The organism is Streptomyces sp. NPDC052040, assembly GCF_044548405.1.
Classification (GTDB): domain Bacteria; phylum Actinomycetota; class Actinomycetes; order Streptomycetales; family Streptomycetaceae; genus Streptomyces.
This window is the reverse complement of the sequence record NZ_JBIUBV010000016.1, coordinates 137818-159178: the sequence shown is the minus strand read 5'-3', so window position 1 is coordinate 159178 and position 21361 is coordinate 137818. Positions and strand designations below refer to the sequence as shown.

Annotated in this window: 24 protein-coding genes; 19 read left to right on the top strand and 5 right to left on the bottom strand. The window is 73.4% G+C overall.

The features are described from left to right. Positions 1-164 precede the first annotated feature (164 nt). The 4 genes from ybaK to ACIHAA_RS26535 form a co-directional block, all read right to left on the bottom strand. Positions 165-665 (bottom strand): Cys-tRNA(Pro) deacylase, encoded by a 501-nt coding sequence (gene ybaK / locus ACIHAA_RS26550; protein WP_399821354.1) that lies wholly within the window; start codon positions 663-665, stop codon positions 165-167. A gap of 66 nt (positions 666-731) precedes the next feature. Beyond that, positions 732-1472: an LON peptidase substrate-binding domain-containing protein gene (locus ACIHAA_RS26545; protein WP_399821353.1), complete on the bottom strand. Its 741-nt coding sequence runs from the start codon at positions 1470-1472 to the stop codon at positions 732-734. A gap of 11 nt (positions 1473-1483) precedes the next feature. Beyond that, positions 1484-2569: a hypothetical protein gene (locus ACIHAA_RS26540; protein WP_399821351.1), complete on the bottom strand. Its 1086-nt coding sequence runs from the start codon at positions 2567-2569 to the stop codon at positions 1484-1486. A gap of 182 nt (positions 2570-2751) precedes the next feature. Next, positions 2752-4332: an oxidoreductase gene (locus tag ACIHAA_RS26535; RefSeq protein ID WP_399821349.1), complete on the bottom strand. Its 1581-nt coding sequence runs from the start codon at positions 4330-4332 to the stop codon at positions 2752-2754. Between the two features lie 908 nt (positions 4333-5240). Between ACIHAA_RS26535 and hisD the strand changes: the two genes are divergently transcribed. The 9 genes from hisD (at position 5241) to ACIHAA_RS26490 (ending at position 12405) form a co-directional block, all read left to right on the top strand. Next, the gene (gene hisD, locus ACIHAA_RS26530) at positions 5241-6566 is read left to right on the top strand and encodes a histidinol dehydrogenase (protein ID WP_399821347.1); all 1326 of its coding nucleotides are present in this window, start codon (positions 5241-5243) and stop codon (positions 6564-6566) included. After that, positions 6563-7672: a histidinol-phosphate transaminase gene (locus ACIHAA_RS26525; RefSeq protein WP_399821345.1), complete on the top strand. Its 1110-nt coding sequence runs from the start codon at positions 6563-6565 to the stop codon at positions 7670-7672. Before hisD ends, ACIHAA_RS26525 begins: the two co-directional genes overlap by 4 nt. After that, positions 7669-8262, top strand: a complete 594-nt coding sequence (gene hisB, locus ACIHAA_RS26520) for an imidazoleglycerol-phosphate dehydratase HisB (protein WP_399821343.1) — start codon at positions 7669-7671, stop codon at positions 8260-8262. Before ACIHAA_RS26525 ends, hisB begins: the two co-directional genes overlap by 4 nt. Positions 8263-8266: 4 nt before the next feature. Then, entirely contained in the window at positions 8267-8431 is a 165-nt protein-coding gene (locus tag ACIHAA_RS26515) for a hypothetical protein (protein ID WP_399821341.1), read from the top strand. Beyond that, a complete protein-coding gene (gene hisH, locus ACIHAA_RS26510; RefSeq protein WP_399821339.1) occupies positions 8422-9069 on the top strand; it encodes an imidazole glycerol phosphate synthase subunit HisH in 648 nt (215 codons plus the stop codon). Before ACIHAA_RS26515 ends, hisH begins: the two co-directional genes overlap by 10 nt. Positions 9070-9072: 3 nt before the next feature. Beyond that, positions 9073-9795, top strand: coding sequence for a bifunctional 1-(5-phosphoribosyl)-5-((5-phosphoribosylamino)methylideneamino)imidazole-4-carboxamide isomerase/phosphoribosylanthranilate isomerase PriA (gene priA / locus ACIHAA_RS26505; RefSeq protein ID WP_399821338.1), 723 nt, complete (start codon positions 9073-9075; stop codon positions 9793-9795). Positions 9796-9885: 90 nt separating this feature from the next. After that, a complete protein-coding gene (locus tag ACIHAA_RS26500; RefSeq protein ID WP_399821336.1) occupies positions 9886-10278 on the top strand; it encodes a RidA family protein in 393 nt (130 codons plus the stop codon). Between the two features lie 71 nt (positions 10279-10349). Then, positions 10350-11105, top strand: coding sequence for an imidazole glycerol phosphate synthase subunit HisF (gene hisF / locus ACIHAA_RS26495; protein ID WP_399821334.1), 756 nt, complete (start codon positions 10350-10352; stop codon positions 11103-11105). Positions 11106-11139: 34 nt separating this feature from the next. Then, on the top strand, positions 11140-12405 hold the full coding sequence (locus tag ACIHAA_RS26490) for an MFS transporter (RefSeq protein ID WP_399821370.1): 1266 nt from the start codon (positions 11140-11142) through the stop codon (positions 12403-12405). A gap of 31 nt (positions 12406-12436) precedes the next feature. Here ACIHAA_RS26490 and ACIHAA_RS26485 read toward each other — a convergent pair whose 3' ends face one another. Continuing rightward, on the bottom strand, positions 12437-13072 hold the full coding sequence (locus ACIHAA_RS26485; RefSeq protein ID WP_399821331.1) for a TIGR03085 family metal-binding protein: 636 nt from the start codon (positions 13070-13072) through the stop codon (positions 12437-12439). Between the two features lie 82 nt (positions 13073-13154). Between ACIHAA_RS26485 and hisI the strand changes: the two genes are divergently transcribed. From hisI to ACIHAA_RS26435, 10 genes are all read left to right on the top strand, one after another. Beyond that, positions 13155-13556 (top strand): phosphoribosyl-AMP cyclohydrolase, encoded by a 402-nt coding sequence (gene hisI / locus ACIHAA_RS26480; RefSeq protein ID WP_399821329.1) that lies wholly within the window; start codon positions 13155-13157, stop codon positions 13554-13556. 11 nt (positions 13557-13567) lie between these two features. Continuing rightward, the gene (locus ACIHAA_RS26475) at positions 13568-15055 is read left to right on the top strand and encodes an anthranilate synthase component I (RefSeq protein ID WP_399821327.1); all 1488 of its coding nucleotides are present in this window, start codon (positions 13568-13570) and stop codon (positions 15053-15055) included. 75 nt (positions 15056-15130) lie between these two features. Further along, the gene (locus tag ACIHAA_RS26470) at positions 15131-15769 is read left to right on the top strand and encodes a TIGR02234 family membrane protein (protein WP_399821325.1); all 639 of its coding nucleotides are present in this window, start codon (positions 15131-15133) and stop codon (positions 15767-15769) included. Between the two features lie 139 nt (positions 15770-15908). Next, positions 15909-16151, top strand: coding sequence for an HGxxPAAW family protein (locus tag ACIHAA_RS26465; RefSeq protein WP_399821323.1), 243 nt, complete (start codon positions 15909-15911; stop codon positions 16149-16151). Between the two features lie 267 nt (positions 16152-16418). After that, positions 16419-16877, top strand: coding sequence for a DUF2752 domain-containing protein (locus ACIHAA_RS26460; protein ID WP_399821321.1), 459 nt, complete (start codon positions 16419-16421; stop codon positions 16875-16877). Positions 16878-17051: 174 nt separating this feature from the next. Beyond that, positions 17052-17861 (top strand): indole-3-glycerol phosphate synthase TrpC, encoded by an 810-nt coding sequence (gene trpC / locus ACIHAA_RS26455; protein WP_399821319.1) that lies wholly within the window; start codon positions 17052-17054, stop codon positions 17859-17861. A 1-nt stretch (position 17862) separates the two neighbouring features. Continuing rightward, positions 17863-18129, top strand: coding sequence for a tryptophan biosynthesis modulator TrpM (trpM, locus tag ACIHAA_RS26450; RefSeq protein ID WP_399821317.1), 267 nt, complete (start codon positions 17863-17865; stop codon positions 18127-18129). 214 nt (positions 18130-18343) lie between these two features. Further along, positions 18344-19630, top strand: a complete 1287-nt coding sequence (gene trpB, locus ACIHAA_RS26445; RefSeq protein ID WP_399821316.1) for a tryptophan synthase subunit beta — start codon at positions 18344-18346, stop codon at positions 19628-19630. Further along, the gene (trpA, locus tag ACIHAA_RS26440; protein ID WP_399821314.1) at positions 19627-20442 is read left to right on the top strand and encodes a tryptophan synthase subunit alpha; all 816 of its coding nucleotides are present in this window, start codon (positions 19627-19629) and stop codon (positions 20440-20442) included. Before trpB ends, trpA begins: the two co-directional genes overlap by 4 nt. Before the next feature lie 134 nt (positions 20443-20576). Then, positions 20577-21353 carry a DsbA family protein gene (locus ACIHAA_RS26435; protein ID WP_399821312.1) on the top strand — a complete coding sequence of 259 codons (777 nt, stop codon included), beginning with the start codon at positions 20577-20579 and terminating at the stop codon, positions 21351-21353. Positions 21354-21361: the final 8 nt, after the last annotated feature.

Genomic DNA, 21361 nt, shown 5'->3' with positions numbered 1-21361 from the left:
ACTGTGCCGGTTTTCCCCCCGCGGCGGTGGGGGTGTTTTTGGGGGTTTTTTTGGGGGGGGGGTTTTGGGGGGCGCCGGGGGGCGGGGGGGGGGGGGGGGGGGGGGGGGGGGGGGGGGGGGGCGCGGCCCCCCCCCCCCCCCCCGCGCCGGGGCGGGTCTGCGGGTCAGGCGCGGCCGATGGGGGCCAGTGTGGCGTCGGTGAGGGTGGCCAGGTCGCCGGGGGACACCTCGACCTCCAGCCCGCGGCGGCCCGCCGAGACGCAGATCGTGGAGTGGGAGGACGCCGAGGCGTCCAGAACCGTGCGCAGCCTCTTGCGCTGGCCCAGCGGGGAGATCCCGCCGCGCACATAGCCCGTCGTGCGCTCCGCCAGGGCCGGGTCCGCCATCGCCGCCCGCTTGCCGCCCACCGCGGTCGCCAGCGCCTTCAGATCCAGCTGGCCCGCCACCGGGACCACCCCGACCACCAGCGCGCCGTCCACGTCGGCCACCAGCGTCTTGAAGACCCGGTCGGGGGAGACCCCCATGGCCTCGGCCGCCTCCTCGCCGTAGGAGGGATGGCCGGGGTCGTGGTCGTAGGAGTGGACCATGAAATCCACGCCCGCGGCGGTCAGCGCGACCGTCGCCGGGGTACCGCCCGCCTGCTGCTTCTTCGCCTTCTTCGCCATCCCGGCCGTTCCTCACACCAGTACGTCAGTTGGGACTCGTCGGCTCGTACGTTGTCGGCTCGTACGTCAGTTCAGACTCGTCGGCGACTGCGTCAGGTCCGACGCAGGCAGGGACGGCAGACTGCGGATGATCGCGGTCTCCGCGCGCAGCAGCTTCAGCTCGTCGCGCAGGCGCGAGGCGGTGTCCGGGGCCTGGAGCAGCCGCTGCTTCGTCGGCGTGTCCAGCATCACCGCGGCCGCCACCAGATAGGACACCACCGCCGGTTCGTCCGGCAGCTCCGCGCCCGCCGACAGGGACCTCTCACGCGCCCCGGCGAGCCGCTTCTGGTACTGGCGGAACGCCCTCAGCACACCCTCGGCGAGGGCGCCCGCCTCGTCGCCTGGCTCCTCCGGCAACTCCTCCAGCTCGGCCGTCAGATACGGACCCGACGCGTCCACCGACAGCAGCCGGACCCGGGTCGTGCCCGTCGCGAGCACCTCGAAGGTGCCGTCGGGGCGCTCCCGTACGGTCGCCGCGTCCGCGATGCAGGCCACGCTGTGGAAGGCCTTGGCCGGGTCGGGGCCGAAGCCCGCCGAGGGTCCGCGTTCGGGCAGTGCCGTGGGATCCGGCATGCCCGGAGCGCTCGCGGCCACCTCGTGGCCGTCGCGGATGGCGACGACGACGAAGCGGCGCGGTTCGTCCTCGGGAGTCTTCAGCAGATCGCGCATCAGGGCGCGATAACGCTCCTCGAAGACGTTCAGCGGGAGCACGAGCCCCGGGAACAGCACCGAGTTCAGTGGGAAGAGCGGGAGCCGGACGGTGGTCACGACCGGCAAGCCTAATGGTCCAGGGCCGGCATGCGTCCGGCGCGTTCACTCCGTGGGAGAACCGGCCCCGCCGGACGGACCGCTCCGCGGGCCCCCGTCTCCCGGGCCACACCCCTGCGCAGATCCAGAAAACGGCCCAGCGGATCGCCCGGGAAGCGGTCCCAGGGGAACGAGGTGGCGTACGGGCCGGTCAGGCGCAACTGACCCAGTGCCTCCGGGCGGCGCCCCAGCGCGGCCAGGACACAGGCGAGGAGATTGCGGACCTCCGCGGGCCAGGGGTCGGCGGGCGCGTACCGCGAGGACAGCGCGATCGCCCGGTCCGCCGCCGCGTGCAGCCGTTCGGAGGGAATCGCCGACCGGCCGCCGTCGGTCAGCCAGGCGAAGGCCGCGCGCAGGGGAAGCGCCTGCACCAGGGAGTCGGGCGGCGCGTCCTGCGCGGCCGTCTCGGCGAAGTCGAAGCACTCGCCGTGCGAGCCGTGGCGGAGTGCCGCCAGATAGGCGAGGGCGGTGGCATGGCAGCCGTAGTGGTGCCGGGAGCGGCGGACCGCCTCGCCCCACAGCCGCTCGAACTCGGCGGGATCCGCGTCGGCCCCGCGCGCATGGTCGAGCGCCACCCGCCAGGGAACCGGGTCCCGGGGGTCGCCCCCGGTGGCCGCCGCGACCAACGCGGCGGCTCCGCGCAGCAGTTCGACGCGGGCCGGTGACTCCCAGTGGGCGGTCACCGCCAGCTCGGCCCGCAGCAGCAGGACGTCCGGGTCGTCGGGGGCGAGAGCACACCACTGGGCGAACCACTCGCCGCGCGGGCGGGCGAAGGCGGCGAGCCGGGTCACATACAGGTCGCGTTCCTCCCAGGCGCCGTCCGCCCGGGTGGCCGCCAGCAGCGCGGCAGCCGGGCGGTGGTCGCCGAGCCCGGCCGCCACCAGCACCGGGGCCAGCCGTTCGTCGGGCGCGTCGAGCAGGACCTCGTCGTCCGCGGGCAGTCCGTCGGCGGGGCGGGGGGACGCCGGTGCGGTCCGTACGGTCAGTGCCGTCCGTGCGGTACGTGCCGTCCGGGTCGTACGGCTGAGTGCGTGCAGCAGTGCCATGGTGCCGACCATTGAAAAGGCGCAGGTCGGGGGGCGCCAGCACAAATGCGTAACCCGCGCTTGGTTGTAGGGTCAATAGTCAAAAATCGGCAAAGGTGTCTGTTTCGTGGGGAATGGGTCTGCGCGCCCTCCGCAGGTCGCCGGGCGGCGGCAGGTCGCTCGCCGTTCCGCGGATGTCGGCCGCCACCGGGGCGTCAGCTGCGCCGTAGCAGCCGGGTCGCCCCGGCCGCGACCGTCGTCGCCAGGATCCAGCCGAGCAGGATCACCGCCGTGGACACCCACTGCCACCCGCCGCTCAGCTGCCACTGGCCCGCCTGGCCGAGGTCGATGACCGGCAGCAGCAGATCCAGGGCGAACAGGGAGGGATTCCAGGGCGGATGCCCGTCCTTGTCGACCGGCGGATGGCTCGCGTGCGAGAACGCGATCGAGGCCGCCGCCCACAGCACCGCCATCCAGACCGCCGCCCGGCCGGGCCGGTAGCCGTAGGCGACCGTCCAGTCCTGCACATAGCCCCACAGCTTCGCCGCGACCGGCAGGGTTTCGCGCCGCCGCCGCTGCTTGGCGAGCAGCACCTCGCGGGCGTCCTCGTCCTCCCCGGAGCCGCGCAGCACGGCCGCGAGCCGCTCATAGGGCTCGGGGTTGTACTCGGCGGTCGCGGCCGCCACCCACTCCAGCCGCCGGGCGAGCGGGAAGGCGTCCTGCGGGACCAGGTTCTCGTACGCGAAACCGCCCATGTGCAGATCGCCCGGGCCCGGCCAGCTGGTCCAGCGATCGACCAGGTTCACGATCCGCGCACCCGACAGGATCACCTTGCCGCGCTCGGGCCGCTCGCCCAGAAAACGCAGCTCGGGCGTCTGGACGCGGAGCAGGGAGATCTCCTGGCCGTCGTCGAGGACGAACCGGGCCCGGTCCAGATCGACCGCGTCCCCGAACCGCCCGTCGTCCAGCCGGACCCCGCCCCGGCACTCGAAGGGCTGCACCCGGGTGCCGCGCGCGGGCGTGATGCCGCTGTTCAGCAGCGGATTGCCGAGGCCCGCCGGGGTCAGGTATAGGGTCCGCTCGACGGTCAGCTGCGGGGCGTTCAGCGCCAGCCGGGTGTACGGGCTGGTCAGCCGGGCGCCGCGCAGGCTCAGCGACACGCCGACGGTGGCGCTGCGCAGGCTCAGCTCGCCGTGCGACTCCAGCATCTCGGCCTGGAGGTCCTGCCCGACGCTCAGACCGTCCGCGGTGATCGCGCGGCCCCGCCGGTCCCGGTGCACCACGGCCTGGTTGAGCAGCAGATCGGTGCCGATGTGGGCGTCGGTGAGCCGTACGCCGCCCTGGAAGCGGCAGCGCGGCAGATGCAGATCGCCCTCCGTGTGCACCCGGGCCGCCTCCAGCCGCGGCACCGCGCAGTTCACCAGCCGCAGGGTCGTGAAGTGCGCCTCGGGCAGCAGGATCTCCTCGTCGAAGCGGCAGTCCTTCAGCTCCGTGAAGGGAACGACGGTGCCGCCCGCCAGATCCAGCGGATCGGTGATCCGCACACCGGTCAGCTTGAGCGCGGACACACGGCCCGCCAGCGCGGGCGGGCCGTCCAGCAGCAGCCAGGCCACGATGCGCGCCCGGACACAGCGCTCGGGGCCCCAGGGGTGGCCGCCGTGCGGATCGTCCACCGTGGCGTCCCCGCTGCGCAGGTCGTACGTGCTGCCGTTGCGGAAGGCCTGCCACATGCCCGCCTCGGCGGCGGTGAGGTCGTCCGGCAGCTCTCCGGCGCGGAGGCCGACACCCTCGGTCATGGCGCGTCCCTCCCCCGGCTACTCGCGAGTTTCGTACGACCGTTCATGCCCGTTGTGTGACGGGCGGAACGCCATCGGTGACGGTGATCTTCCGGGTGCCGTGCGGGCCGACCGATCCGGCCATCCCCGAAGGCCCCGGACGGCCCCCGAACCACACGATCCGGCCATCCCCGCCCGTTGGGCCCCGCCCGTCGGACCCCGCCGAGGGCAGCGGAAGCACGACCGGCGCACACCGGCGCCGAACGGCGCGGTCCGGGCGGCCGCGTGCGACGGGGTGGACGGCGTCCACGAGCCCGAACACGGCACCGGGGCCGTACCGCCAAGCCGAACGCCGAGCCAGGCGTCGAGCCGAGCGCCGAGTCGCGCCGGGCCGACGGGCCGGGCGGCGGGGCTCGGTGCTGCGCCCGGCGGCTCGGCGCCTGGCTCGGTACGGCGCGGTGCCTGGCCTGGCGGTGCTGCCCCGGCGGCTCGGCGCCCGCCCGGCGACACGGTGCGGCGGCCCGGCGTGGCGGCGCTGCCCCGGCGGCTCGGCGCCCGCCCCGCTGACACGGTGCGGCGCCCGGCCCCGCGGCGCTGCCCCGGCGACTCGCCGCCCGCCCCGGCGAAACGCCGCGCCGCCCGGCCCGGCGGTCCCGGCGACACGGCTCCGCCGACACGCCGAAGCCCCCAGTCCCGGCAGGGAACCCGCACCCACCCACCCCCCCCGGGCGCCCCGCGGCTTCCGCGGCGGTGCCCCGTGGTGCCGGGCCCCGTTCCGCGCGGCACCGGGGGTGTGCCGCGTGCCCGCGCCGCCCGGGAACGGTGCCGTGCCGGGCCCCGGGCGCGTCGCCCGTCCGGCCGTCCACGCTTCGTATCAGTCACTGATACGGCCGTCCGGCGTTCCGTCGCCGTCTGAGAGAATTGGCCCTGTGATCTCCCGAATCGATCTGCGCGGCGATGCCCTCCCCGAGGGTCTCGCTCTGCGTGACCTGCTGCCCCGAGCCGACTTCGACGTCTCGGCCGCCCTGGAGAAGGTGCGTCCGATCTGCGAGGCCGTGCATCATCGTGGCGACGCGGCGCTGATCGACTTCGCAGAGAAGTTCGACGGGGTACGGCTGGAATCGGTACGGGTCCCGGCCCGGGCCCTCAAGGACGCCCTGGAGCAGCTCGACCCCGCCGTGCGCGCGGCCCTGGAGGAGTCCATCCGCCGCGCCCGGCTGGTCCACCGCGCCCAGCGCCGCACCGCGCACACCACCCAGGTGGTCCCCGGCGGCTCGGTCACCGAGAAGTGGGTGCCGGTGGAGCGCGTCGGGCTGTACGCGCCCGGCGGACGCTCGGTCTACCCCTCCTCCGTGATCATGAACGTGGTGCCCGCGCAGGAGGCGGGCGTCGAGTCGATCGCCCTCGCCTCCCCGCCGCAGGCCGCGTTCGACGGACTGCCGCACCCGACGATCCTCGCCGCCTGCGCCCTGCTGGGCGTCGACGAGGTGTACGCGGCGGGCGGCGCGACCGCGGTCGCGATGTTCGCGTACGGCACCGAGTCCTGCCCGCCCGCCGCCATGGTCACCGGCCCCGGCAACATCTGGGTCGCGGCCGCCAAGCGCTACTTCACCGGCCGGATCGGCATCGACACCGAGGCCGGTCCCACCGAGATCGCGATCCTCGCGGACGACACCGCCGACCCGGTGCACGTCGCCTCCGACCTGATCAGCCAGGCCGAGCACGACCCGCTGGCCGCCGCCGTCCTGGTCACCGACTCGGTGGAGTTGGCCGACGCGGTGGAGAAGGAACTCCAGCCGCAGGTCGAGGCCACCCGGCACATCGAGGACCGGATCCGCCCGGCACTCGCGGGCAGGCAGTCCGCGATCGTGCTGGTCGACGGCGTCGACGAGGGCCTCAAGGTGGTCGACGCCTACGGTGCCGAGCACCTGGAGATCCAGACGGCGGACGCCGCCGCGGTCGCCGACCGGGTGCGCAACGCGGGCGCGGTCTTCGTCGGCCCCTGGGCCCCCGTCTCCCTGGGCGACTACGCGGCCGGGTCCAACCATGTGCTGCCCACCGGCGGCTGCGCCTGCCACTCCTCCGGGCTGTCCGTGCAGTCCTTCCTGCGCGGCATCCATGTCGTGGACTACACCAGGGACGCGCTGGCCGAGGTCGCACACCATGTGGTGACCCTGGCGGAGGCGGAGGACCTGCCCGCGCACGGCGCGGCGATCAAGGCCAGGTTCGGCTGGAAGGTACCGGCGAGCAAGTGAGCTTCGGAATCGACGATCTCCCCGTACGGCCCGAGCTGCGCGGCAAGACCCCCTACGGCGCGCCGCAGCTGGACGTCCCCGTACGGCTGAACACCAATGAGAACCCCTACCCGCTGCCCGAACCGCTGGTCGAACGGATCGCCGAGCGGGTGCGCGAGGCCGCCCGCGGCCTCAACCGCTACCCCGACCGCGACGCGGTCGAGCTGCGCACCCGGCTCGCCGCGTATCTGACCAGGACCGGCGGCCACCGGGTCGGCACCGAGAACGTCTGGGCGGCCAACGGCTCCAACGAGGTCATCCAGCAGCTGCTCCAGACCTTCGGCGGCCCGGGCCGTACGGCGATGGGCTTCGAGCCGTCGTACTCGATGCACTCGCTCATCGCGCGCGGCACGGGCACCGGCTGGATCCCGGGTCCCCGGAACGAGGACTTCACGATCGACCTCGGTGCCGCCGAGAAGGCGATCGCCGAGCACCGGCCCGACGTCGTCTTCGTCACCACCCCGAACAACCCCACGGGCAACGCGGTCCCCGCGGGGACGGTCCTCGCCCTCTACGAGGCCGCGCAGGCCGCCGGGCCGTCCATGGTCGTCGTGGACGAGGCATACATCGAGTTCAGCCACGGCGACTCGCTGCTGCCCCTGCTCGAAGGTCGGCCGAATCTCGTCGTCTCGCGGACCATGTCCAAGGCGTTCGGCGCCGCCGGACTGCGCCTCGGCTACCTCGCCGCGCACCCGGCGGTGGTGGACGCCGTCCAGCTCGTCCGGCTGCCGTACCACCTCTCGGCGGTCACCCAGGCGACCGCGCTGGCCGCGCTGGAGCACACGGACACGCTGCTGAAGTACGTCGAGCAGCTGAAGGACGAGCGGGACCGGCTGGTCGCCGAGCTGCGCGCGATCGGCTTCGACGTCACCGAGTCCGACGCGAACTTCGTGCAGTTCGGCCGGTTCGAGGACGCGGGCGCCGCCTGGCGGACCATCCTCGAAAGGGGCGTCCTGGTCCGGGACAACGGCGTACCGGGCTGGCTGCGGGTCACCGCCGGGACCCCCGAAGAGAACGACGCGTTCCTCGACGCGGTCCGGGAACTCAGGAAGGAGCAGAGCGCATGAACCGCGTAGGACGCGTGGAGCGCACCACCAAGGAGACCTCGGTGGTCGTCGAGATCGATCTCGACGGCACCGGCAGGACCGACATCTCGACGGGCGTCGGGTTCTACGACCACATGCTCGACCAGCTCGGCCGGCACGGTCTGTTCGACCTCACCGTGAAGACCGAGGGCGATCTGCACATCGACTCGCACCACACCATCGAGGACACCGCCCTCGCGCTCGGCGCCGCCTTCAAGCAGGCGCTCGGCGACAAGGTCGGCATCTACCGCTTCGGCAACTGCACCGTCCCGCTGGACGAGTCCCTCGCCCAGGTGACCGTCGACCTGTCCGGCCGCCCGTACCTGGTGCACACCGAGCCCGAGAAGATGGCGCCCATGATCGGCGCCTACGACACCACGATGACCCGGCACATACTGGAGTCATTCGTCGCCCAGGCCCAGGTCGCGCTGCATGTGCACGTGCCCTACGGGCGCAACGCGCACCACATCGTGGAGTGCCAGTTCAAGGCGCTGGCCCGGGCCCTGCGCTACGCCAGCGAGCGCGACCCCCGCGCGGCCGGAATCCTCCCCTCCACGAAGGGCGCGCTGTAGTCCCATGAACGGCATCTCGACCGTTTTCATCGTCGTCGGGCTCTTCCTCGTCGGCGGGATCATCTCCTTCGCCAAGCAGAAGATGCCCAAGAGCCTCATCGTGCTGCTCTCGGTCGGCGCCGCGATGTGCCTCGCGGCCGGTGTGGTGCGTCTGGGGGTGTGGAGTTGACCGCGCCCAAGAAGGTCGTCGTCTTCGACTACGGCTTCGGCAACGTCCGCTCCGCCGAGCGTGCCCTCGCCCGCGTCGGCGCGGAGGTGGAGATCACCCGCGACTACGACCGGGCCATGAACGCCGACGGCCTGCTGGTGCCCGGCGTCGGCGCCTTCGCCGCGTGTATGCAGGGCCTGCGCGAGGTGCGCGGCGACTGGATCATCGGCCGGCGGCTGTCCGGCGGCCGCCCGGTGATGGGCATCTGCGTCGGCATGCAGATCCTCTTCACCCGCGGCATCGAGCACGGGGTGGAGACCGAGGGCCTCGACGAGTGGTCCGGCACGGTCGGCCCGCTCCAGGCCGATGTCGTGCCCCACATGGGCTGGAACACGGTCGAGGCGCCCGCGGGCTCCCAGCTCTTCGCCGGACTGGACGCGGACACCCGCTACTACTTCGTGCACTCCTACGCGGTGCACGACTGGGAGCTGGAGTCCCACAACCCGACACTGCTCGCCCCCCGGGTGACCTGGTCGACGCACGGCAAGCCGTTCGTGGCGGCCGTGGAGAACGGCGCCCTGTGGGCCACCCAGTTCCACCCCGAGAAGTCCGGCGACGCCGGAGCGCAAGCGCTCACCAACTGGATCGGAACCCTGTAGACCATGGCCAAGCTCGAACTCCTCCCCGCCGTCGACGTCCGTGACGGCCAGGCCGTGCGCCTCGTCCACGGTGAGTCCGGCACGGAGACCTCCTACGGCTCCCCGCTGGAGGCCGCCCTCGCCTGGCAGCGGGCGGGCGCCGAGTGGCTGCACCTGGTCGACCTGGACGCGGCCTTCGGCACCGGCGACAACCGCGCGCTGATCGCCGAGGTCGCCCAGGCCATGGACATCAAGGTGGAGCTGTCCGGCGGCATCCGCGACGACGACACCCTGGCCGCCGCCCTCGCCACCGGCTGCACCCGGGTCAACCTCGGCACCGCCGCCCTGGAGACCCCCGAGTGGGTCGCCCGGGTGATCGCGGAGCACGGTGACAAGATCGCGGTCGGCCTGGACGTACGCGGCACGACCCTGCGCGGCCGCGGCTGGACCCGCGACGGCGGCGACCTCTACGAGACGCTGGAGCGCCTCGACAAGGAGGGCTGCGCACGGTATGTCGTCACCGACATCGCCAAGGACGGCACCCTCCAGGGCCCCAACCTCCAGCTGCTGAAGGACGTCTGCGCGGCCACCGACCGCCCGGTGGTCGCCTCCGGCGGGGTGTCCTCGCTCGACGACCTCCGCGCCCTCGCCGGTCTGGTCCCCCTCGGTGTCGAGGGAGCGATCGTAGGGAAGGCCCTCTACGCGAAGGCGTTCACCCTGGAAGAGGCCCTGGCGGCCACGTCCTGAAAGAGGCCACCCGTTGAAACACTCCCCGAACCGCCCCGTGCGAAGCTCCCCGGCTGCCCTGGCCGGCCCCTCGAAGAAGGGCGCGACGTCATGACGGCCGATGCCGTGCGGCGGGTGCAGAGCGGGAGCCCCTGGGAGGAGACCATCGGCTTCGCGCGTGCCGTCGCCGCAGGCGACCGGGTGCTGGTGGGCGGCACGACCTCCTTCCGGGGCCGGGTGTTGTACGGGGAGGGCGATCCCTACGAGCAGGCGAAGGTGGCGTTCACCGGCGCGCTGGAGGCGATCGCCGAATTCGGGCTCGGCCCCGAGTCGGTGGTCAGGACCCGGATGTATCTGACCCATTCGCGGGACGTCGACGAGGTGGGCCGGGCCCACAAGGAGATCTTCGACTCCGTGCGCCCGGTGTCGACCCTGCTGGTCGTGGAGGGCTTCATCGACCCGCGCATCCTGGTCGAAGTCGAACTGGAAGCCTTCAGAGGCTAGAAGCAGCACCCCTCGGGGGCTGGAAGCAGCAGCCTTCAGTGGTTGCACGCAGCAAGAGGAGCCGTGGATTCATGACCCTGGCGGTCCGAGTCATCCCCTGCCTGGACGTGGACAACGGCCGGGTCGTCAAGGGTGTCAACTTCCAGAACCTGCGCGACGCGGGCGACCCCGTCGAGATGGCCAAGGTGTACGACGCGGAGGGCGCCGACGAGCTGACCTTCCTGGACATCACCGCCTCCTCGGGCAACCGCGAGACCACCTACGACGTGGTCCGCCGCACCGCCGAACAGGTGTTCATCCCGCTGACGGTCGGCGGCGGCGTCCGTACGGCCGAGGACGTGGACCGGCTGCTGCGGGCGGGCGCCGACAAGGTGGGCGTGAACACCGCCGCGATCGCCCGCCCGGACCTGATCCGGGAGATCGCCGAGCGCTTCGGGCGGCAGGTGCTGGTGCTGTCGGTCGACGCCCGCCGCACGGAGGCCGGAACCTTCGAGGTCACCACCCACGGCGGCCGCCGGGGCACCGGCATCGACGCGATCGAGTGGGCGCACCGGGCCGCCGAGCTGGGCGCGGGCGAGATCCTGCTGAACTCGATGGACGCGGACGGCACCAAGGACGGCTACGACCTGGAGATGATCGCGGCCGTGCGCAAGCATGTGACGGTCCCGGTGATCGCCTCCGGCGGCGCGGGCAGGCCGGACCACTTCCCCCCGGCCATCGCGGCGGGCGCGGACGCGGTGCTCGCGGCCTCCGTGTTCCACTTCGGGGACCTGCGCATCGGCGAGGTGAAGGCGACACTGCGGGAGGCCGGTCACCCGGTGCGGTGACCCCGGACGCGCCGCAGTGACCCCCGTACCCGCGATACCCGCGGAACAGCTCCCACTCGAGACTTCCGGGAGCCCTGGGGCCCACGGGACCCCCGCCCACCGCGACGGCAATGTGCTGCGCTGGCTCGCCGCCTACACCGCGTCGATGGTCGGCGACAGCGTCTTCTCCCTGGCCCTGGCCTGGACCGCCGTTCAGGCCGGAACGCCCGCGCAGGCGGGGATCGTCACGGCCGTGGGAGCCGTGCCGCGTGCCCTGCTGATGCTGGGCGGGGGAGTGGTCGCCGACCGGTTCGGACCGCGCCGGGTGGTCGTCGTCAGCGACGCGGTGCGCTGCGCGGCCGCGCTCGCCGCGGCGGCCCTGCTGCATCTGACGGGCCCCGGGCTCTGGCTGCTGGCCGTCCTCGCCCTGGTCTTCGGCGCCGTCGACGCCGTCTTCGTCCCCGCCGTGAGCGCCCTCCCGGCCCGGATCACCGGCCCCGGCCAGCTCGCCCGCGTCCAGGGCCTGCGCGGCCTCGCGATCCGCTTCGCGGGGGTCGTCGGGGCGCCGCTCGGCGGACTGGGCGTGGCGCTCGGCCGGTCCGCCGGGGCGTTCGCCCTCGCCGGGCTGCTGATCGCCGGGTCCGTACCCCTGCTGATGTGCGTACGGACCCGGGAACTGCCCCAGGACGCGGTGGCCGCGCGCGGCCGGGCGACGCCGTGGCGCGATCTGCGCGACGGCCTCCGGTATGTGCGCGGCCACCGGGTGCTCGCCCCGCTGGTCCTCGCCATCGCGCTCGGCGACCTCGGCTTCGTCGGACCGCTCAACGTCGGGCTGGCCCTGCTCGCCGACGAGCGGGGCTGGGGCGCGGAAGGCGTCGGCTGGGTGCTCGCCGGATTCGGCACCGGCGCGGGCATCGCGGCGCTGGCACTCGCCGTACGGGGGCGGCTGCCGCACGCCGGACGCCTCACCGGGCTCGCCGTCCTGGGCGGCTCGGCCGCCATCGGAGCCCTCGCCCGGATGCCCGACCTGCCCGCCGCCGTTGGGACCGCGCTGCTGGTGGGCCTGCTCACCGGGCTCAGCGGGGCCCTGTGCGGAGCCCTGCTGAACTCCCTGGCCGACCCCGCCTACCTGGGCCGGGTCAACGCCGTCGCCGGAATCGTCAGCCTCGGCGTCGCCCCGCTCGGCCTGCCGCTGTCCGCCGCGGCCGTCGGGGCGTGGGGCGCCGGGCCCGTGTTCCTGGCCAGCGCCGCGGTCTGCGGACTCGGCGGCCTCGTCGCCCTGGCCGTACCGGCCCTCCGCCGCGCCGAACTGCCCCACTGAGGCCCCGGGCCCGGCCGGGCCCGGCCCCGGATCAGATGCCCAGTTCCTTGGCGTCCTGTGCCTTGGCGACCGCCTCCTTGTCGCCCTCCAGCTCCACGTCCGCCACCCGCTGCCGTCCCAGCGCGAACAGCAGCAGCTCGGAGGGCTCGCCGGTCACCGTCACCACCGGGGTGCCCCGGTGCGCGACCGCCGTCTGCCCGTCCGGTCGGCGCAGCACCAGCCCCGTGGGCGCCTTGCGGGCGGTCAGCCGGGCCGTGCGCTCCAGCCGCGACCACAGGGCGTCCTGGAAGACCGGGTCCAGCTCCCGCCGGGTCCAGTCGGGCCGGGCCCGGCGGACGTCCTCCGTGTGGACGTAGAACTCGACCGTGTTCGCCGCCTCGTCGAGCTGCTTGAGCTGGAAGGGCGAGAACCGCGGCGGCCCGGTGCGGATCAGCTGGATCAGCTCCTCGTAGGGCTTCGCGGTGTACTCCTCCATCACCTTCTCCAGGCGCGGCGCGAGCTGCTTGACGAGCACCCCGCCCGCGGCATCGGGGCGGCGCTCGCGCACCACGACGTGCGCGGCGAGGTCCCGGGCGTTCCAGCCCTCGCACAGCGTGGGCGCGTCCGGGCCCACGGCCTCCAACAGGTCGGCGAGAAGAAGGCGTTCACGCTTCGCATGGGTCGACATGCAGTCAGCGTAAGGCCGGGAGCCCGGTCCGCCCACCGGACGGTGACCGGTGGCGACGGCGGAGCGCGGCACAATGGTCGTCATGACCAGTACGCCCGACCCCGCCAGGCCCAGCGGTCTGGACCCCCGGATCGCCGCGCGCCTCAGGCGCAGCGCCGACGGCCTGATCCCCGCCATCGCCCAGCAGTACGACACCGGCGAGGTGCTGATGCTCGGCTGGATGGACGACGAGGCACTGCACCGCACGCTGACCACCGGCCGCTGCACCTACTGGTCGCGCAGCCGCAGCGAGTACTGGGTCAAGGGCGACACCTCGGGCCATGTCCAGCACGTCAGGTCGGTCGCCCTGGACTGCGACGCGGACACCCTGCTCGTCAAGGTCGACCAGGTCGGCGCCGCCTGCCACACCGGCGACCGCACCTGCTTCGACGCCGATGTGCTGCTCGGGGACGCCGTGACCGGCGCCGCCACCGCAGATCAGTAGGGTCGGCCGCCATGGACCTCGAGACGTTCCGCAAGCTGGCCACCGACCGCCGGGTCATCCCGGTCACCCGCAAGCTCCTCGCCGACGGTGACACCCCGGTCGCGCTGTACCGCAAACTCGCCGGGGAGCGCCCCGGCACCTTCCTGCTGGAGTCCGCGGAGAACGGCCGCTCGGCGTTCAAGTGGTCCCGCTACTCCTTCGTCGGCGTCCGCAGCTCCGCCGCCCTCACCGAGCGGGACGGACAGGCCCACTGGATGGGCACCCCGCCGGTCGGCGTCCCCGTCGACGGCGACCCGCTGGCCGCCCTCCGGGCCACCATCGAGGCCCTGCACACGCCCCACCAGGAGGGCCTGCCGCCGTTCACCGGCGGCATGGTCGGCTATCTGGGCTACGACATCGTGCGGCGGCTGGAGAAGATCGGCCCCGGTGAGCGGGACGAGCTGCGGCTGCCCGAGCTGACCATGCTCCTCACCAGCGACCTGGCGGTGATGGACCACTGGGAGGGCTCGGTCCTGCTGATCGCCAACGCGATCAACCACAACGACCTGGACACCGGCGTGGACGAGGCCTACGCGGACGCCGTGGCCCGCCTCGACGCCATGGAGGCCGACCTCTCCCGCGCGGTCCCGCAGCCGCCCGCCGCCCTCCCGCCCTCCGAGCTGCCCGAGTACCGGGCGCGCTGGGGCGGCGCGGACTTCCAGGCGGCCGTCGAGGACATCAAGGAGCGCATCCGCGCGGGCGAGGCCTTCCAGGTCGTCCCGTCCCAGCGCTTCGAGACGCCGTGCACGGCGAGCGCGCTGGACGTCTACCGGGTGCTGCGGGCCACCAACCCGTCCCCGTACATGTACCTCTTCCGGTTCGACGGCTTCGACGTCGTCGGGTCCAGCCCGGAAGCGCTGGTGAAGGTCGAGGGCGGCCGGGCCATGGTCCACCCCATCGCCGGCACCCGGCACCGCGGCGCGACCCCGCAGGAGGACCAGGCGCTGGCCGAGGAGCTGCTCGCCGACCCCAAGGAGCGGGCCGAGCACCTGATGCTCGTCGACCTCGGCCGCAACGACCTGGGGCGGGTCTGCGAGCCCGGTTCGGTCGAGGTCGTCGACTTCATGTCCGTCGAGCGGTACTCGCATGTGATGCACATCGTCTCGACCGTGACGGGCCGGGTCGCCGAGGGCCGCACCGCCTTCGACGTGCTGACCGCCTGCTTCCCGGCGGGCACGCTGTCCGGCGCGCCCAAGCCGCGCGCGATGCAGATCATCGACGAACTGGAGCCGTCGCGACGGGGCCTGTACGGCGGCTGCGTCGGCTACCTCGACTTCGCGGGCGACTCCGACACCGCCATCGCCATCCGCACCGCGCTGCTGCGGGACGGCACGGCGTATGTCCAGGCGGGAGCGGGCGTGGTCGCCGACTCCGACCCGGTCGCCGAGGACAACGAGTGCCGCAACAAGGCGGCCGCGGTCCTGCGGGCCGTCCACACGGCCAACCGCCTGGGGAGCTGACGCCGGACCGCACCGGACCCGGACGGGCGTCCGAAAAGGGGCCCGGGTGACGGTTCACCCGGGCTTCAGGCGATAGTGGAGTACGTGACTGCCGTACCTCACCCCCGAACCGAGGCCGCCGCACCCGTACGGTCCGGCCGCCGCAGCCTCGCCCTCGCCCTGCTGAGCGGGGCGGTCGGCGCGGCCGTGGCGCTGCTCGCCTCCCGGCAGGGCTGGGCGGCGGGGACCGTGTCCGTGGCCGGCGGTGACTTCCCGCTGACCGCCAAGGGCAGCGAGGTCACGGGCGTGCCCGCGGCCCTCGCCATAGTGGGCCTCGCCGCACTCGTCGCCGTCTTCGCCGTCCGCAGGGCCGGGCGCTTCCTCGTCGCCGGACTGCTCGCACTCTCCGGCGCCGGGATCGTCGCCGCGGCGCTCCTGGGCGCCAAGGACAGCTCGGCACTCGACGAGAAGGCGGCCCAGGCGGCCGGCGACACCTCCGCGACCGCCGTCGCGCTCACCCATACGGCCTGGCCGTATGTGGCGGCCGCGGGCGGCGCGCTGATCCTGCTCGCCGGACTGCTCGCCCTGCGCTACGGGCGGCTCTGGCCCGCGATGTCCGGCCGCTACGAACGCGACGGCACTCCCCGGCCGCGCAAGGAGAAGCCCCTCGACCCCGACCGCCCCGAGGACCTCTGGAAGGCCCTCGACCGGGGCGAGGACCCGACGGGCGCCTGACGGCCCGGGGCCGCCCGCGGCTCCGCCCGCAGGGTTCGGCGGGAGTGACCCCCCGATCACCCTCATCCACGCGGGTGCGGGAGAATGAACGCCGAGCCCCGGCTCACACAACCCACATACAGCCAGCAAGGAGCAAGTCATGTCGGGCAGCAGCCACGGTCACACCCCGGCCGCCTGGACCGGTGTCATCATCGCCGTCATCGGTTTCTGTGTCTCGGGCGCCTTCACCGTGATGGCCCAGCCGGCCGGCTTCTGGGCGGGCCTGGTGATCGTCGTCCTCGGCGGCGTCGTGGGCGGCATCATGCGGCAGATGGGACTCGGCCAGCCGAAGACCGCGACGCACTCGGCGCACCAGCCCGCCCCCGCGCGCACCGGTAGCTGACCCCTCCGCGACCTCCTCGCGCACGGGGTGCGTCCGTCCCGTACGCACCCGTATGCATCCGCACCCGTGTGCATCCGAGGCGGCCCCCGGCCTCGTCCGGCGGCCGCCTCCCCTGCTTTCCGGGCACGGCGCGCAGGGGACGCGATGCCGCCCCCGCAGGGGCACGGCCCGCACCCGCAGGGGCACGGCCCGCCCCCGCAGAGGCACGCCCCTCGCCCGACGCGCCCCGCCGTGCTCCCCGAGCAATGCGCGCACGGCCCGGGCAGAATGCTCCCCGTGAACGCCGAATTCCCCAGCGTGGTGCCGACCCCCGCGCGGGCCGGAGCGCCCGCCGTGCTCTGCCGCGCCGCCGTACCCGCCGGGGTGCTCGCGGCCGTCGTCGGCGCCTTCGCCTATGTGGGCGCCGTGGACCCCAACCAGCCCGGCCACTACCCGGTCTGCCCGCTGCTGCGCTTCACGGGCCTGTACTGTCCGGGCTGCGGCGGACTGCGCAGCGCGCACGCCTTTGTGCACGGGGACTTCCTCACCGCGCTCCAGGACAACGCGTTCGCCGTCGCGGGCTTCCTCGGGTTCGCCGTGGTGTGGACCCTGTGGGCGGTCCAGGCGGTCCGGGGGCGGCCGCTGCGCCTCGACCCGGGGCCGGTGCCGCTGTGGGGGCTGGGCGCCCTGCTACTGGTCTTCACCGTTGTCCGCAATCTGCCCTTCGGCGGCTGGCTGCATCCTTGACCGGCGGGTGAAGCCCCAGGTAGGGGGGCGGGCGTCAACCGGATGCGAGATCCACGCCCTCCTGCGGATACCATCGCAGTGACCAGTGGTTCCGCCCGCGGGCGGTCCCGGTGGACCGAGCCCTGGGGCGATCCAGCCTCTTCACACCCAACCGTCAGGAAGGGGGCCGCTCGCGTGAGTGTGCTCGACGAGATCATCGACGGAGTCCGTGCCGACCTCGCGGAGCGGCAGGCGCGCGTCAGCCTCGACGAGCTCAAGGAGCGCGCGGCGAAGGCGCGCAGCGCCAAGGACGGCGTCGCGGCCCTGCGGGGAGACGGCGTCAAGGTGATCTGCGAGGTGAAGCGCTCCAGCCCGTCCAAGGGCGCGCTCGCCGCGATCGCCGACCCCGCGGCTCTGGCGGCGGACTACGAGGCGGGCGGCGCGGCCGTCATCTCCGTCCTCACCGAACAGCGCCGCTTCGGCGGCTCCCTGGCCGACCTGGAGGCGGTCCGCGCCCGGGTCGACATCCCGGTGCTGCGCAAGGACTTCATCGTCACCTCCTACCAGCTCTGGGAGGCCCGTGCCTACGGCGCCGACCTCGCGCTGCTGATCGTGGCCGCCCTGGACCAGCCCGCCCTGGAGTCCCTGATCGAGCGCGCCGAGTCCATCGGGCTCACCCCGCTCGTCGAGGTGCACGACGAGGAGGAGGTCGAGCGGGCGGTGGACGCCGGAGCCAAGGTGATCGGCATCAACGCGCGCAACCTCAAGACCCTCGAAGTCGACCGCACCACCTTCGGGCGGGTCGCCCCCGAGATCCCCGAGGGGATCGTGAAGATCGCCGAGTCCGGCGTCCGGGGCCCCCACGACCTGATCGCCTACGCCAACGAGGGCGCCGACGCCGTACTCGTGGGCGAGTCCCTGGTGACCGGGCGGGACCCGAGGACCGCGGTCGCCGACCTGGTCGCGGCGGGTGCCCACCCGGCGCTGCGGCACGGGCGGGACTGAGATGACGCCGGGACCGGACCGGGCCCCCGCGCTGCGCGGCGGCCACCCGGACGGCCCCGGCCCGGTAGGGTTGGCTTCGATGATGCTTTCGATCACCGTGGCGACCAGGGACCCGTATGCCCGGCTCGCCCGCGGGTGCCGGCCGCGTGGCTGCCGGGCGCCCGCGCGGCGGGTGCACGGGCGGCGGGTGCGCTATGTCATCGGTGACGAGCCGGGCCAGGTGAACGGGATGCGATGGCGTCGCCCGCGTGCGCGCCACGCGCGGTGAGCCGAAGCGGAATTCCCCCGACATTCCCTCGACGTCCGGACGGGCTGACGCCCTCCGGGTTGTGAGCGGGGCCTGCGGGCCCTGAAGCGGGACATTCCCCCGTCCGGCGGAGCCAGGTGCTCCGGCCGCGGCCACCGGGATGCCGTGCGCACGCCGACCGCATGTGATCCCTGTTCCGACCGACCCGGGGCCTTTGCCCCTGTGAGGTATTCGTATGCCCAGCGAGTTCTTCGTTCCCGACCCCGAGGGCCGGGTTCCCAGCGCCGAAGGCTACTTCGGCGCGTTCGGCGGCAAGTTCATCCCGGAGGCCCTGGTGGCCGCCGTGGACGAGGTGGCCGCCGAGTACGACAAGGCCAAGTCCGACCCCGAGTTCGCCCGTGAGCTGGACGCGCTGCTCGTCCACTACACCGGCCGCCCCAGCGCCCTGACCGAGGTGCCGCGGTTCGCCCGGCACGCCGGGGGCGCCCGGGTGTTCCTCAAGCGCGAGGACCTCAACCACACCGGCTCCCACAAGATCAACAACGTCCTCGGGCAGGCCCTCCTCACCCAGCGGATGGGCAAGACCCGGGTCATCGCCGAGACCGGCGCGGGCCAGCACGGCGTGGCCACCGCCACCGCCTGCGCCCTCTTCGGGCTCGACTGCACCATCTACATGGGTGAGATCGACACCCAGCGGCAGGCCCTCAACGTCGCCCGGATGCGCATGCTCGGCGCCGAGGTCATCGCCGTGAAGTCCGGCTCCCGCACCCTGAAGGACGCCATCAACGAGGCGTTCCGCGACTGGGTCGCCAACGTCGACCGCACCCACTACCTCTTCGGCACGGTGGCCGGACCCCACCCCTTCCCGGCCATGGTGCGCGACTTCCACCGCGTGATCGGCGTGGAGGCACGGCGGCAGATCCTCGAACGCGCCGGACGCCTGCCCGACGCCGCCGTGGCCTGCGTGGGCGGCGGCTCCAACGCCATCGGGCTCTTCCACGCCTTCATCCCCGACACCTCCGTCCGCCTCGTCGGCTGCGAGCCCGCGGGCCACGGCATCGACACCGGCGAGCACGCCGCCACCCTCACCGCGGGCGAACCCGGCATCCTGCACGGCTCCCGCTCCTACGTCCTCCAGGACGACGAGGGCCAGATCACCGAGCCGTACTCGATCTCCGCCGGTCTTGACTACCCGGGCATCGGCCCCGAGCACGCGTATCTCAAGGACAGCGGCCGGGGCGAGTACCGGGCCGTCACCGACGACGCGGCGATGCAGGCCCTGCGCCTGCTGTCCCGCACCGAGGGGATCATCCCGGCCATCGAGAGCGCCCACGCCCTCGCGGGCGCCCTGGAGATCGGCCGGGAACTGGGCGAGGACGGGCTGATCGTGGTCAACCTGTCCGGGCGCGGCGACAAGGACATGGACACCGCCGCCCGGTACTTCGACCTGTACGACACCGATGCGTCCGTCGCCGCGGACGCCGACAGCGACACCGCGGAGATCGAGGGGGACGCCAAGTGAGCGGGAACATCCGACTGCTGTCCGACACCCTCGCCGCCGCCCGGGCGGAGGGGCGGTCCGCGCTCATCGCCTATCTGCCGGCCGGCTTCCCGACCGTCGACGGCGGGATCGCCGCGATCAAGGAGGTCCTGGACGGCGGCGCCGACATCGTCGAGGTGGGCCTGCCGCACAGCGACCCGGTCCTCGACGGGCCCGTCATCCAGACCGCCGACGACATCGCCCTGCGCGGCGGCGTCCGGATCGCCGATGTGATGCGCACCGTCCGCGAGGCCCACGCGGCGACCGGCAAGCCGGTGCTCGTGATGACGTACTGGAACCCCATCGACCGCTACGGCGTGGAGCGCTTCACCGCCGAGCTGGCGGAGGCGGGCGGCGCGGGCTGCATCCTGCCCGACCTGCCCGTGCAGGAGTCGGCGCTGTGGCGGGAGCACGCCGAGAAGCACGGGCTCGCCACGGTCTTCGTGGTCGCGCCCAGCAGCCGGGACGAGCGGCTCGCCGAGATCACCGCGGCGGGCTCCGGCTTCGTCTACGCGGCCTCCCTGATGGGCGTCACCGGCACCCGTGCGTCGGTCGGCAACCAGGCCCAGGACCTGGTCGGGCGCACCCGGGCGACCACCGAGCTGCCCGTCTGCGTCGGTCTTGGCGTCTCCAACGCCGCGCAGGCCGCCGAGGTGGCCGGTTTCGCCGACGGAGTGATCGTCGGCTCGGCCTTTGTGAAGCTGATGCTGGACGCCCCCGACGAGACGGCGGGCCTGGCGGCCGTACGGGCCCTGGCGGGCGAACTGGCCCGGGGAGTGCGCGGCACCGCGTGACGGAACACCCCGGGACCCCCGGTGAGGCTCACCCGTGAGGGTGAAGTGCGGGAGTCCCGGGCCGGTTCTCACTCGAACGGATGGACCTGGGGTCGGGGAGGCGCGCTGCGCCTCCCCGGTTCGTTCTGCCGGATGTGAGCGAGAAGAACCGTGACGGAAAGCGCACCGCCCGTGAGCGGCTGGCGGTCGAGCGAGAGAAGCAGAGGACCGCGGACAGGCGCCGCCGGGCGCTGATCGTGGGCGCCTCGGTCGTCTGCGTCCTGGGCCTTGCGGCGGTGGTGGGCCTGCTGGCCGCCAACGCCGGGAAGAGCGGCAAGAACGGCGCCTCCGGACCCGCCGTGGCGCCCTCCGGGGCGACGGGCAAGGACAGTCTCGCGATCCCGGTCGGCCAGGCCTCCGCCAAGTCGACCCTCACGGTGTGGGAGGACTTCCGCTGCCCGGCCTGCGAGGCCTTCGAGACCGCCTACCGCCCGACGATCCACCAGCTGGTCGACTCCGGAAAGCTCAGAGTCGAATACCACCTGGCGACGCTCATCGACGGAAACACGGGCGGCAGCGGCTCGCACAACGCGGCCAACGCCGCCGCCTGTGCCCAGGACGCCGGAAAGTTCCGCGCGTACCACGACGTGCTCTACGAGAACCAGCCGGGCGAGACCGAGGACACCTTCTCCGACAAGGCGAAACTGCTCGGCCTGGCGGACAAGGTGCCCGGCCTGAGAACGCCCGCCTTCGAGAAGTGTGTGAACGACGGCACCCACGACGGCTGGGTGGCCAAGTCGAACGACGCCTTCCAGAGCGGCGGCTTCGGCGGCACCCCCACCGTGCTCCTCGACGGCAAGAACATCTACGCCGACCGCACCATGACCCCCGCCAAGCTGAAGCAGATGGTGGAGGCGGCGAACAAGTCCTGAGGAAGGGC